At 67.4% G+C, this 11703-nt stretch carries 11 protein-coding genes; 3 read left to right on the top strand and 8 right to left on the bottom strand.

From position 1 onward, the window contains the following. The 4 genes from Q9Q79_RS00550 to glnA form a co-directional block, all read right to left on the bottom strand. Window positions 1-747: an N-acetylmuramoyl-L-alanine amidase gene (locus tag Q9Q79_RS00550; RefSeq protein ID WP_201862194.1), complete on the bottom strand. Its 747-nt coding sequence runs from the start codon at window positions 745-747 to the stop codon at window positions 1-3. Between the two features lie 221 nt (window positions 748-968). Next, window positions 969-2399 carry an ammonium transporter gene (gene amt / locus Q9Q79_RS00545; protein WP_201862196.1) on the bottom strand — a complete coding sequence of 477 codons (1431 nt, stop codon included), beginning with the start codon at window positions 2397-2399 and terminating at the stop codon, window positions 969-971. 21 nt (window positions 2400-2420) lie between these two features. Beyond that, on the bottom strand, window positions 2421-2759 hold the full coding sequence (locus Q9Q79_RS00540) for a P-II family nitrogen regulator (RefSeq protein WP_004134334.1): 339 nt from the start codon (window positions 2757-2759) through the stop codon (window positions 2421-2423). 323 nt (window positions 2760-3082) lie between these two features. Then, the gene (glnA, locus tag Q9Q79_RS00535; RefSeq protein WP_005407550.1) at window positions 3083-4492 is read right to left on the bottom strand and encodes a type I glutamate--ammonia ligase; all 1410 of its coding nucleotides are present in this window, start codon (window positions 4490-4492) and stop codon (window positions 3083-3085) included. Window positions 4493-4715: 223 nt separating this feature from the next. Here glnA and Q9Q79_RS00530 point away from each other — a divergent pair, with 223 nt between their 5' ends. The 3 genes from Q9Q79_RS00530 to Q9Q79_RS00520 all read left to right on the top strand — a co-directional run bounded on the left by Q9Q79_RS00530 (window position 4716) and on the right by Q9Q79_RS00520 (window position 7021). After that, the gene (locus Q9Q79_RS00530) at window positions 4716-5510 is read left to right on the top strand and encodes an undecaprenyl-diphosphate phosphatase (RefSeq protein WP_024956253.1); all 795 of its coding nucleotides are present in this window, start codon (window positions 4716-4718) and stop codon (window positions 5508-5510) included. 73 nt (window positions 5511-5583) lie between these two features. Further along, a complete protein-coding gene (locus Q9Q79_RS00525) occupies window positions 5584-6411 on the top strand; it encodes an META and DUF4377 domain-containing protein (protein ID WP_201862198.1) in 828 nt (275 codons plus the stop codon). 124 nt (window positions 6412-6535) lie between these two features. Next, window positions 6536-7021 carry an META domain-containing protein gene (locus Q9Q79_RS00520; RefSeq protein WP_236672500.1) on the top strand — a complete coding sequence of 162 codons (486 nt, stop codon included), beginning with the start codon at window positions 6536-6538 and terminating at the stop codon, window positions 7019-7021. Between the two features lie 85 nt (window positions 7022-7106). Here the strand turns inward: Q9Q79_RS00520 and Q9Q79_RS00515 are convergent, their stop codons facing one another. Genes Q9Q79_RS00515 through Q9Q79_RS00500 form a run of 4 tightly spaced genes read right to left on the bottom strand, consistent with a single transcriptional unit; the run spans window position 7107 to window position 11688 of the window. Further along, window positions 7107-7718: a YbhB/YbcL family Raf kinase inhibitor-like protein gene (locus Q9Q79_RS00515; RefSeq protein WP_005407546.1), complete on the bottom strand. Its 612-nt coding sequence runs from the start codon at window positions 7716-7718 to the stop codon at window positions 7107-7109. A 10-nt stretch (window positions 7719-7728) separates the two neighbouring features. Further along, complete coding sequence (locus tag Q9Q79_RS00510; protein ID WP_201862200.1) at window positions 7729-9798, bottom strand: tetratricopeptide repeat protein; 2070 nt, start codon at window positions 9796-9798, stop codon at window positions 7729-7731. A gap of 56 nt (window positions 9799-9854) precedes the next feature. Next, window positions 9855-10844, bottom strand: coding sequence for an alpha/beta fold hydrolase (locus tag Q9Q79_RS00505; protein ID WP_032965474.1), 990 nt, complete (start codon window positions 10842-10844; stop codon window positions 9855-9857). Window positions 10845-10896: 52 nt separating this feature from the next. Then, window positions 10897-11688, bottom strand: a complete 792-nt coding sequence (locus tag Q9Q79_RS00500) for a lysophospholipid acyltransferase family protein (RefSeq protein WP_024956258.1) — start codon at window positions 11686-11688, stop codon at window positions 10897-10899. Window positions 11689-11703 lie beyond the last annotated feature (15 nt).

Raw genomic sequence — 11703 nt, 5'->3', positions numbered from 1 at the left:
TCACGGCGTCTGCAGCAGCAGCGAGTACAGGATGCGCGCGTCTTCGGCATCCAGCGTCATCGGCAGGTCGTCGCGGCCACGGAAGCGGCGGTGGAAGGCGGCGACGGTGGCTTCGCGGTTGTCCAGTGGATAGCCGAAGCGGGCCAGCGCATTCCACGCGTCGAAGCCTTCCGGTGCCGCGCCGTCGGCGGCGCGCGGCCACACCCCGAAGCCGGCCTCGGCCAGCTGCTGCCAAGGGAAGAAGCGGCTCGGATCCTGCTTGCGCGTCGGCGCCAGGTCGGCATGGGCGATGACCTGACGCGGCGGGATGTTCAGGCGGGTGGTGAGATCGCGCAGCAGCAAGATCAATGATTCGATCTGCGCCTGGCTGAACGGGCTGCGGCCATCGTTGTCGAGCTCGATGCCGATCGAGGCCGAGTTGAGATCGGTGATGGTGCCCCAGCGCCCGGCACCGGCGTGCCATGCACGGCGCTCATCGGCGACCAGCTGGTAACGTCGGCCATCGGCGCCGATCAGGTAGTGCGCACTGACCGGCCCACCGCTGTTGGCGGTACGCAGCGTATGCAGGCTCTGCTGCACCGACTTCTGCTCGGTGTGGTGGATGACGATGATGACCGGCGTGCGCGCGTTCTGGTTGGGTGATGGCACCCAGGTGGCGAGCGGGTTGCGGGTTTCCTGCGGCGCGGAGGCACAGGCAGCCAGCAGCAGGCAGGCCGAGAGCATCAGGACAGTGCGGATCGGGTGCATGGCCTGATTGTGCGCGATCAGGCGCGATGATGCATGTCACAAGGAAGATTCGGTAGGTCCACGCCAGGCGTGGATGCGCCACTCCGGCTGTGCCGACCAACGGTCGGCACCCACCAGAGCAGACCCAGCCCCCGTGCCAAGCAAGCTTGGCACCTACCAGAACGAGGACAGTGGAAGTGCCGACCAACGGTCGGCACCCACCCCGTCCATGCACCGCTACTTCAGGCCTCGTAGGCGGATTCGCCGTGCGAAGTCACATCCAGGCCGGTGCGTTCGGCCTCTTCGGTCACGCGCAGGCCGACCACGACCTTGACCACCAACAAGATGACCGCGGTCACCACCGCCGACCACACCACGGTGAGGCCGACGCTGACCACCTGCACCCAGACCTGGTGCGCGATATCCAGATCCGCCTTGGTACCACCCAGCGACTGTGCACTGAACACACCGGTAAGGATCGCGCCGACGATGCCGCCGACACCATGCACACCGAACACGTCGGCGGTGTCGTCCACTTTCAGCAGGCGCTTGAGGCCCGTGACGCCCCAGACGCAGACCACGCCGGCCACGAAACCAATCAAGATCGCGCCGAGCGGACCGACGGTACCGCAGGCCGGGGTGATGCCGACCAGGCCGGCCACCGCACCCGAAGCAGCGCCCAGTGCCGATGGCTTGCCCTTGCTGATTGCTTCCACCAGCGTCCAGCCGAGCACCGCTGCGGCGGTGGCCAGCACGGTATTGAGGAAGGCCAGCGAAGCCACGGTGTCGGCGGCGGCGGCGGAACCGGCATTGAAGCCGAACCAGCCCACCCACAGCAGCATCGCGCCGATGTAGGTGAACGGCACGTTGTGCGGCTTCAGCGCGGTCTGGCCATAGCCCAGCCGCTTGCCGACGAACCACGCGGCGACCAGGCCGGCGACGCCCGCATTGATGTGGACCACGGTGCCGCCGGCGAAATCGATCGCGCCCAGCTCGCCCAGGTAACCGCCACCCCAGACGATGTGGGCCATCGGAATGTAGCTGAGGGTGAACCACAGCGCCGAGAACAGCAGCACCGCGCGGAACTTGATGCGCTCGGCGAAGGCACCGACGATCAGCGCGGTGGTGATGCCGGCAAAGGTCGACTGGAACGCGACGAACAGATAGTCCGGCAGGCCCTTGATCGGTGTGTTGCCGACCGACTCGGGGGTGAAGCCCTTGAGGAAGGCGAACTCGGTGAACGACCCGAAGAACGGATTGCCCGCGCTGAACACCGCGCTGTAGCCGTAGGCCACCCACAGCAGCAGCACCAGCGAGAACACCACCAGGATCTGGCTGAGTACCGACAGCACGTTCTTCGAACGCACCAGGCCACCGTAGAACAGGGCCAGGCCCGGCACAACCATCAGCAGCACCAGCAGGGTGGAGGTGAGCATCCAGGCCACGTCGCCATGATCATAGGCGGCGGCCGCTTCGGCCACGGCCGGCGCAGCGGCTGCAGCTGCAGGGTCCTGCAGCGGTTCAACGGCCACGCTTTCGCTCGGCAGCGGCGACACCTGCGTCTGGGCGTGGGCATTGCCTGGCCAGGCACCCGCGGCCAGCGCACTCAGCAGCATCAACAGGCACACGATATGGAACCGGGCTTGCCACCCGGTGAGAAGGCGCATCTTCATGGGGGAGTCTCCGGAAGGGGGTTACAGCGCGTCGGCACCGATTTCGCCGGTGCGGATGCGGATGACCTGTTCGACGGCGGTGACGAAGATCTTGCCGTCACCGATCTTGCCGGTGCCTGCCGACGATTGGATCGCTTCGATCACCGCATCGGCACGCTCGTCGGTGACTACGGTTTCGATCTTGATCTTGGGCAGGAAATCGACGACGTACTCGGCGCCGCGATACAGCTCGGTGTGGCCCTTCTGGCGGCCGAAGCCTTTCACTTCGGTCACGGTAATGCCCGACACGCCTGCGTCGGACAAGGCCTCGCGGACCTCGTCGAGCTTGAACGGCCGGATGATGGCGGAGATCAGTTTCATGCGCATGTCCCGATGGTGGATGGGGCCAGCGCGCCAGCGCGCGTTGGCATCAGGCAACCACGGGTCATCAGGATGATGACCGTGGCTGTTGCACCGGACACGTACAGGGCCGGGACGGCCGTGCCTCTCTCCTTGCACGACCGACGCGGGAGGGAGGGCGGCCCTGGTCGCGTATCCGGTCTCTCTCTTGCCCCTGGATCAGGGGTCAGAGCCCATTCGTAAACGAACGGGATCCGACCCCGATCTGACCGCGGCTCCCCAGCCGCGAAAACGGAAGCGATGGCGGCAGGTGGGAGGGGGAAGCCCACCGCCATCGCATCCGGTCAGCTGGCGTAGTACAGCTGGTATTCCAGCGGGTGGGTGGCCGCGCGGAACTTGGTCACTTCCTGCATCTTCAGCGCGATGTAGCCGTCGATGAAGTCATCGCTCATCACGCCACCGGCCTTCAGGAACTCGCGGTCCTTGTCCAGCGCTTCCAGCGCCTGGTCCAGCGAGGAGCAGACCTGCGGGATCAGCTTCTCTTCTTCCGGCGGCAGGTCGTACAGGTCCTTGTCGCTCGGTGCGCCCGGGTCGATCTGGTTCTTGATGCCGTCCAGGCCGGCCATCATCAGCGCAGTGAAGGTGAGGTAGCCGGACTGGATCGGGTCCGGGAAGCGCATTTCGATACGGCGCGCCTTCGGGTTGGAGACCCACGGAATGCGGCACGATGCCGAACGGTTGCGGGCCGAATAGGCCAGCATCACCGGCGCTTCGAAGCCCGGCACCAGGCGCTTGTAGCTGTTGGTGCCCGAGTTGGCGAAGGCATTGATGGCCTTGGCGTGCTTGAAGATGCCGCCGATGTACCACAGCGCCAGCTGGCTCAGGCCGCCGTAGCCGTCACCGGAGAACAGGTTGGTGCCGCCCTTGGACAGCGACTGGTGCACGTGCATGCCGCTGCCGTTGTCGCCGACGATCGGCTTGGGCATGAAGGTGACGGTCTTGCCGTTGCGGTGCGCGACGTTCTTGATCACGTACTTCATGCGCAGCAGTTCGTCGGCCTTCTGCACCAGGGTGCTGAACTTGGTGCCGATCTCGCACTGGCCGGCGGTGGCCACTTCGTGGTGCTGCACTTCCACTTCGATGCCGACCTGTTCCAGGGTCTTGCACATCTCGGCGCGCAGGTCGTGCAGGGTGTCGGTCGGCGGAACCGGGAAATAGCCACCCTTCACGCCCGGACGGTAACCGCTGTTGGCGCCGTCGTACTTGGCGCCGCTGTTCCAGGCGGCTTCTTCGGAATCGACCTTGAAGAAAGTGTTGCCCATTTCATTGGCGAAACGGACAGAGTCGAAGATGAAGAATTCCGGCTCCGGGCCGAAGAACGCGGTTTCGGCGATGCCGGAGGACTTCAGGTAGGCCTCGGCGCGCTTGGCGATGCCGCGCGGGCAACGGCCATACGGCTGCATGGTGGCCGGGTCGAGGATGTCGCAGCTGATCACGATGGTCGGATCGGCGTAGAACGGGTCGACGTAGGCGCTGGCGGTATCCGGCAGCAGCACCATGTCCGACTCGTTGATGCCCTTCCAGCCGGCGATCGAGCTGCCATCGAACATCTTGCCTTCTTCGAACAGCGACGGTTCGACGATGCTGACCGGGAAGGTCACGTGCTGCTCGACACCACGCATGTCGACAAAGCGCAGATCGACGAATTCGATCTGGTTGTCCTTGATCAGCTTCTCAACGTTTTCCACGGACATCGGTACGACCTCGGATGGGGATGAATGCCTGCTGAGGTAGAGCAACGACCGTGCCAACTTTTCAGATGCCGCAAGTCATTGATTTCATGAAGGCCGCCCCGTGCGGGTGCAGAACGCGGCGCACCAAACGAGTGCACCAACCACCAGACGCACCCGTTTGGTGCAGCGCGGATCGTCTATCCTCTCGCCCTTCTTCCTTCCGCCGCGCGTGCACGCACCGTCCATGTCCGACCTGCTCTCCGCCCTGCTGCTGGGCATCCTCGAAGGCTTGACCGAGTTCCTGCCGATCTCCAGCACCGGCCACCTGCTCATCGCCCAGCACTGGCTGGGTGCCCGTTCGGACTTCTTCAACATCGTCATCCAGGCCGGCGCCATCGTGGCCGTGGTACTGGTGTTCCGCCAGCGCCTGCTGCAGCTGGCCACCGGCTTCAACCAGCGCGGGAACCGCGAGTACGTGTTCAAGCTGGGCGCGGCGTTCCTGGTCACCGCGGTGGTCGGCCTGGTGGTACGCAAGGCCGGCTGGTCGCTGCCGGAAACGGTCAGCCCGGTGGCCTGGGCGCTGATCATCGGTGGCGTCTGGATGCTGCTGGTGGAGGCCTACACCGCGCGCCTGCCCGACCGCGACCAGGTGACCTGGACGGTGGCGATCGGCGTCGGCCTGGCGCAGGTCGTGGCCGGCGTGTTCCCCGGCACCTCGCGCTCGGCCTCGGCCATCTTCCTGGCCATGCTGCTGGGCCTGAGCCGCCGCGCGGCCGCCGCCGAGTTCGTGTTCCTGGTCGGCATTCCCACCATGTTCGCCGCCAGCGCCTACACCTTCCTGGAAATGGCCAAGGCTGGGCAGCTGGGCAGCGAGAACTGGACCGACGTGGGCGTGGCCTTCCTTGCCGCGGCCGTCACCGGCTTCGTCGTAGTGAAGTGGCTGATGGGCTACATCAAGTCGCACAGGTTCACCGCCTTCGCCATCTACCGCATCGCGCTGGGCGCGGCACTGCTGCTGTGGCTGCCTTCCGGCAGCTGAACAGCACCGGGGCATGGCAACCCCGTTGCCGGCCCTACCCCGTTTCCCCCACGGTTCCCCAAGGAGAATCACCATGAACCGCAAGCTCACCCTGCTCCTCCCGCTGGCCCTGTTGGCCGCCTGCAGCCAGACCCCGGCACCGGCCGGCACCGGCGGCGACGACGTGGCCCCGGCCGCGGCCAAGGCAGCAGACCAGCAGACGCTGGCGCACCTGGATGCGCAGCGCCTGCAGAGCCAGCACTGGCTGCTGCAGCAGGCCACCGGCGCCGACGGCAAGCGCATCGACGCGCTGTTCGCCCGCGAAGACAAGCCGGTCACCCTGGACTTCGCTGATGGCCGCCTGTCGGTCAGCAACGCCTGCAACCACATGGGTGGCGGCTACACCCTGGCCGACGGCAAGCTGACGGTCAGTGCTATGGCCTCGACCATGATGGCCTGCACCGACAAGGCGCTGATGGCGCTGGACGAGGCCGTGTCGAGCCGCCTGCAGGGCGAGCTGAAGGCCGAGCAGGATGCCGATGGCAAGCTGACCCTGACCACCGCCAAGGGCGAGGTGCTGGTGTTCAACCCGGAACCGACCGCTGAAACCCGCTACGGCGGCGCAGGCGAAACCGTGTTCCTGGAAGTGGCTGCGAAGACCGAGAAGTGCTCGCACCCGCTGATCCCGGACTACCAGTGCCTGCAGGTGCGCGAAGTGAAGTTCGACGACAAGGGCCTGAAGCAGGGCGAGCCGGGCAAGTTCGAGAACTTCTACGGCAACATCGAGGGTTACACCCACGAAGACGGCGTGCGCAACGTGGTGCGCGTGAAGCGCTACGAGGTGAAGAACCCGCCGGCTGATGCGCCGTCGCAGGCGTACGTGCTGGACATGGTGGTCGAGTCGGCCATCGAGAAGAAATAAAACGATGGAAGGGCGGCCGAGAGGCCGCCCTTCTTCATGGTCGGTAGGGCCGGCCGCTGGCCGGCTGCCCTGCGCCGCACTGCCAACACACGGATGCTGCCGGCCAGCGGCCGGCACTACCCGGATGCATCGGGAGATCGGCATGAAGCACGTCCCCGTCCTCATCATTGCTGCGCTGCTCGTCATGTCCGCGAATGTGGCCGCTGCCAGCACGCCCAGCACCGATCAGCTTGAAGCACACCTGTGGCAACTGGTGCGTGCCACCAACGCGCAAGGAAAGCGCATCGACGCGTTGTTCGTCCGCGGTCGCGCGCCCTACACACTGCGCTTCCAGTCCGGTTTCATGAGCGAGTTGAACCTGTGCAACCACGTCAGCAACGAGTACCGGCTGCAGGGCAACCTGCTGATCCTGCGCAACAGCGTGCAGACCACAGCGCTATGCGTCGATCAGAGACTGCCCACGCAGCAGAAGCTCGCCGGAAAGCTGATGCACGGCGAAGGCTCGGCACCGACGCTTGCGCTTGACGACTGCGGCGCGCTGGTGCTGCGCAACGCGAGAGGCGACACCGCAGGGTTCGAACCGGTGGCGCTGCAAGCGGATGGAAGGTAGAGCCGGCCGCTGGCCGGCATCTTCCCTGTGTTGCCGCCGTTGCCTGCGGCAGCCGGCCCGCGGCCGGCTCTACCCTGTGTGCTGCTCAGCCCAGCGCCGGGTTCAACGTGTAGGTGCCGTGCAGTGCGGCTTCGGCCAGCACGTGGCCGTGCATGGCGCGGTACGCATCGGCGGCGGTGAAGCGCTGCGGCAGGTCCAGCGACGCCACGTCCAGCGCGAATACCCGGAAGAAATAGCGGTGCATGCGCTCGTCGTTGAACGGCGGATATGGGCCGTCATAGCCCAGGTAATCACCGGCCATGTCCGGGTTGCCCGCGAACCAGCCGGTGAAGTCGTTCAGGCCCTGGCGGCTGCCGGCCGGGCCGGCGGGTGCGGGCTTGCCCTTCACCACGAAGCCGTCGCTGCAGCTGCCAGCGGCGATCTCCTGCACCGTGGCCGGGATATCGGCCATCACCCAGTGCACGAAATCGCAGCGCGGCTGGTCGCGCGGCACGCTCATGTCGCTGCGGCCAACCGTCTCCGGCACGGTCGGTACGTCCGGGTCCACGCATACCAGCAGGAACGAACGGGTGCCGGCCGGCGCCCCGCTCCAGGCCAGGTGCGGGTTGCGGTCCGGGGCGAAACCGTTGGCGTCGCCCGCGGCGAACTCACGATCGATCGGTGCGCCGTTGGTCAGGCTGTGGCTGGTCAACTGCATCGGACTCTCCTCACTCTTCCGGGTAACCCAGACGCACCGCAACCGGGGTGAGCTGGGCGAAGGCGGCGCTCATCACGTCGCGGTAGTTGCGCCAGTGGCCGGCCGGCAGGCGCGGGGCTCCCAGCTGTGCCGCCGGCGGCATCGGCCGCTCGAACAGGCGGCCCAGCAGTTCGGCCATCGCCTGCGGATCGTTGCCGATCTGGTCGATGCGCAGCAGCACGTGCGGGTACAGGTCGTCCTCATGCAGCGTGGCGATCTGGGTCAGCGCGCGGGTCAGCCATTCACTGGCTTCGGCCAGCGACGTCATCGCCAGCGGCGCGGCGGCACCGTAGGCCACCCAGTCCAGCAGCATGTCGCGCGGGTCGCGCAGCACCAGCACCAGGCGGCCCTGCGGCAGCTGCGGGCGCAGCGCCCACAGCAGGGCGTTGTCCCACCACAGCAGCCAGTCGATCACGGTGTCGCTCTGCAGGCCACGTGCCGGCAGCTGTTCACGCCAGCGCTGCACCAGCCGCTCCGGCGTCAGCACGCCTGAGGCCAGGTCCTGCAGCGTGTTGTAGTTCTGGAACGCATCATCGGGCGGCGTGTTGGTGTAGCGGTCGCTGCGCAGCACCGGGCTGGCAGCAGCCAAGCCGGTCGCTACCCGCTCAACGCCCGAACCCGGCGGGCCCCAGAGGAAGATCGGCGCGGAGCTGGCATCGCCGTCGATGCTGCCCTTGTCCGGCCAGCTCGGCGGGGACTTGGCCTGTGGCGGCAGTGGCAAGCGCTGCGGCGCCTGGTCAGCCTGCAGCGACAGCCAGGTGCGCAGGGCGTCCTGCGGCTGCCCGGCGCGGTCCTGGATCTCGCCCATCCACGTCCGCAGGTCGGCGCGATGCTCTTCCGGCGCCAGCTCGATCAGCGCCTGCACGCGGGCCACGGCGGCGGCGGGATCGCGCTGCAGCAGGGCTTCGACCAGCCGGGTCTCGCCGCTGACGCGGCCCGGTTCCAGGCTGACGATGCGTTCGGCGATCGCTTCGGCCTGAGCATGTTCGCCGGCCATGTCATGCAGGCGCAGGCGCGCCTCCAGGGCCGGCAGATGCGCGGGCATCGCCGCCATCCAGCGCTCGACCGCGGTCACGGCGCTTTCGCTGCCCACCTGCTCGATGGCCAGCCGTGCCAGCCACACATCGTGCAGCTGGTCATCGGCATCCAGTACCGCATCCAGGCGTGCACGCGCTTCATCCTCGCGCCCCAGGCGCTGCCATGACATCAGCAGCAGCTGCAGCACCTGGCGGTCTTCCGGCTGCGTCTCCAGCAGCGGCAGCAGGTAGTCCAGGGCCTGCAGCGGCTGGCCATTGCGCAGCGACAGTTCACCCGCCAGGCGGCGCATCGACGGTACGTCCATCTCCGGCTGCTGCAGGGCCACCTGCATGGCTTCGGCGGCGGCCGGTACGTTGCCCTGGCGCAGTGCCAGCTGCACCACCAGCCCATGCAGCGAGGACAGCGACGGATTGAGTACCAGCACGCGGCGGAACGACTGCTCTGCAAACGCCAGCATGTCCTTGCCCAGGTAGGCAAAGCCCAGTGCGTACAGCACGCGGGTATCGTCCGGCAGTGCCTTGCTGGCAGCCGACAGCAGCGCCAGTGCACGGTCGGCGTCACCGCGGCGCAGTGCAACCATGCCGTCGATGGTCAGCAGTTCCGGATGATCCGGCTCCACGCGCGCGGCCAGGGTGGAGATGCGCTGCGCTTCGTCGAAGTCATTGCGGCCGATTGCCAGGTGCGCCTGCATCAGATAGGCGGAGAACGAGTTCGGATCGAGGCCGGTGGTGCGCACCAGTGCTTCGTCGGCACCCTCGAACTGGCGCAGGGCCAGCAGCAGGCCGGCATGTTGCAGGTGCAGCTGGGCGTCGTCCGGGGCCAGCCGCAGCGCCTGCTGCAGGGCCTCCATCGCCTCCTCGGCGTTGCCCTGCTGCTGCAGCGCAAGCGCCAGCCAGCGGTGGGCGTTGGCCTGGCCGGGTTCGTCACGGGTCCACGCCTGGGCCAGCTGCACGGCCTGGTCGGCCTGGTTCTGGCGCAACGCTTGGATGATCTGGTCTTGCATGGCAGTCCGGTTCAAGTGCAAAGCCGCATTGTAGCGGGCTGCGCGCTGTCGCCGGTTCAGGCCTGCAGGACTCGCTGCAGGCGCTGGGCGACCCAGCGCTCGGAGAAGCCGTCGCCGCGCCAGTTTTCGATGAACCCGCAGTGGCCGCCCCAGCAGGCGGTTTCCAGGCGCGCCTGGCCCGGCAGCTGCCAGTTGCTGAAGGTCGCGTACGGAATCACCGGGTCATCCTGCGCCATCAGGATGTCGGCCGGTACCTGCAGGGTCGACAGGCGGTCGCCGGCGATCGAGTAGCCGTCGAAATAGGCCTGCAGCGAACCGAAGCTGGTGTGGCGCTCGACCAGCCAGGCGGTCAGCGCGCGGATGTCCAGCTTCAGCACGCGGTCGTCGCAGTCGCTCAGCTCGGGGAACAGATCGCGCTTGCGGCGCAGCGAGCCGGCCCACTTGCGGCGGAAGTACCAGTCGTACATCGCCGGGCCGTTCTCGATGCTCTCCATCGTCAGCGCCGGGTCCAGCACCGGGCACACCGAGGCGACGCGCAGCAGCGGCACGCCGGCCGCCGGCGCGCGCAGGGCCAGGCGCAGCACGAAGTTGCCACCCAGCGAATAACCGGCGGCCACCAGCGGCAGCTGCGGCCAGCGCTGGGCGATATCGCCCGCGGCGTGCACCACTTCATCGATGAGATTGGAGTGGAAGATGCCGGGGTTCAGGTGATGGGTGTTGCCGTGGTCGCGGAAGTTCAGCCGCACCACGTCGAAGCCCTGCTCGATCATGCGCGCGGCGGCCATGCGCATGTAGCTGGATTCGGCACTGCCTTCCCAGCCATGCAGCAGCAGCGCGATGCCCTTGGGCTCGCGGCCTTCGACATGGCTGTGCCAGCCCTGCAGGCGCACGCCATCACCACCATCGAGGATCAGCTCTTCGCTGACCGCACCGGTGGCCGCCAGCAGCAGCAGGCCGCGCTGCAGGCGCATGCGGCTGGAGCTGAGCATCGACTGCAGGTGCGGATTGCGCAGCCAGCGCGGCGGCTGATAGTCAGCCGCATGCAGCGTCGGCGTACCGGCGTCCAGGACAGGTGGCGGGATCAGGGCCACCGCAGCCTCACCCGGCGCTCATGGCCGCCACGATGCGCGCGCGCGAGGTTTCCGCGATGCGCCGACGGCCTTCCAGGTCCTGTGCACCGATCGGCGCCAGGAAGTGCACTTCGGCACGTCGCGCCGGCTCGCCGAGCAGGCGCAGGAAATTGGCAAAGAAGCTCTCGTTCGGGCCGAACGCGACGATGGTCTGCGCGTCGCCCTTCGCCCCGTACACCAGGGCCACCGGCTGCACCGGCACGCCGGTCTCGACCGCGGCCTGGAAGATGCGGGCGTGGAACGGGCCCACTTCGTGACCGCCGCGGGTCCGCCCTTCCGGGAACACGCCCACGGCCTTGCCCTCGCGCAGGCGGTCGGCCATCACCTGCATCACGCCACCGAGCGATTCGGTGTTGCCACGCTGGTGGAAGATGGTCTGGCCGCGCGCGGCCAGCCATCCCACCAGCGGCCAGCTGGCGATCTCGCGCTTGGCGACGAAGCCCATCATGCGCTGGCTGTGCAGGATGCAGATATCCACCCAGCTGACATGGTTGGCCACGAACAGCACGGCACCGGGCAGCGGCGCGCCGACCTGCACCAAGCGGAAGCCGAAGATCCACATCAGCCCGCCCTGCCACCAGTTGACCACCTTGGCGCCGAAGGTCGCCTCGCCCACGCGCAGTTCGCCCCACGGCGGAAGCATGCCGATCAGGATGAGCGGCAGGAACACGATGATGTGGACCAACAGCAGCGGTACGCGGTACAGGTAACGGCACACACGCGCCACGCCGCCACGGGGGGCCGGAGTGGGGGAAGTCATCCGCGCACGATACCG

The sequence above is a fragment of the Stenotrophomonas sp. a6 genome (assembly GCF_030913325.1).
Lineage (GTDB): Bacteria > Pseudomonadota > Gammaproteobacteria > Xanthomonadales > Xanthomonadaceae > Stenotrophomonas > Stenotrophomonas maltophilia.
Note: the sequence above shows the minus strand (reverse complement) of the source record. Positions and strands in the feature narration are given on the sequence as shown.

Excerpts from the sequence above, each read along its gene's own strand:
- Q9Q79_RS00550 (WP_201862194.1), bottom strand. The coding sequence starts at position 747 with ATGCACCCGATCCGCACTGTCCTGATGCTCTCGGCCTGCCTGCTGCTG.
- amt (WP_201862196.1), bottom strand. The coding sequence starts at position 2,399 with ATGAAGATGCGCCTTCTCACCGGGTGGCAAGCCCGGTTCCATATCGTG.
- Q9Q79_RS00540 (WP_004134334.1), bottom strand. The coding sequence starts at position 2,759 with ATGAAACTGATCTCCGCCATCATCCGGCCGTTCAAGCTCGACGAGGTC.
- glnA (WP_005407550.1), bottom strand. The coding sequence starts at position 4,492 with ATGTCCGTGGAAAACGTTGAGAAGCTGATCAAGGACAACCAGATCGAA.
- Q9Q79_RS00530 (WP_024956253.1), top strand. The coding sequence starts at position 4,716 with ATGTCCGACCTGCTCTCCGCCCTGCTGCTGGGCATCCTCGAAGGCTTG.
- Q9Q79_RS00525 (WP_201862198.1), top strand. The coding sequence starts at position 5,584 with ATGAACCGCAAGCTCACCCTGCTCCTCCCGCTGGCCCTGTTGGCCGCC.
- Q9Q79_RS00520 (WP_236672500.1), top strand. The coding sequence starts at position 6,536 with ATGCATCGGGAGATCGGCATGAAGCACGTCCCCGTCCTCATCATTGCT.
- Q9Q79_RS00515 (WP_005407546.1), bottom strand. The coding sequence starts at position 7,718 with ATGCAGTTGACCAGCCACAGCCTGACCAACGGCGCACCGATCGATCGT.
- Q9Q79_RS00510 (WP_201862200.1), bottom strand. The coding sequence starts at position 9,798 with ATGCAAGACCAGATCATCCAAGCGTTGCGCCAGAACCAGGCCGACCAG.
- Q9Q79_RS00500 (WP_024956258.1), bottom strand. The coding sequence starts at position 11,688 with ATGACTTCCCCCACTCCGGCCCCCCGTGGCGGCGTGGCGCGTGTGTGC.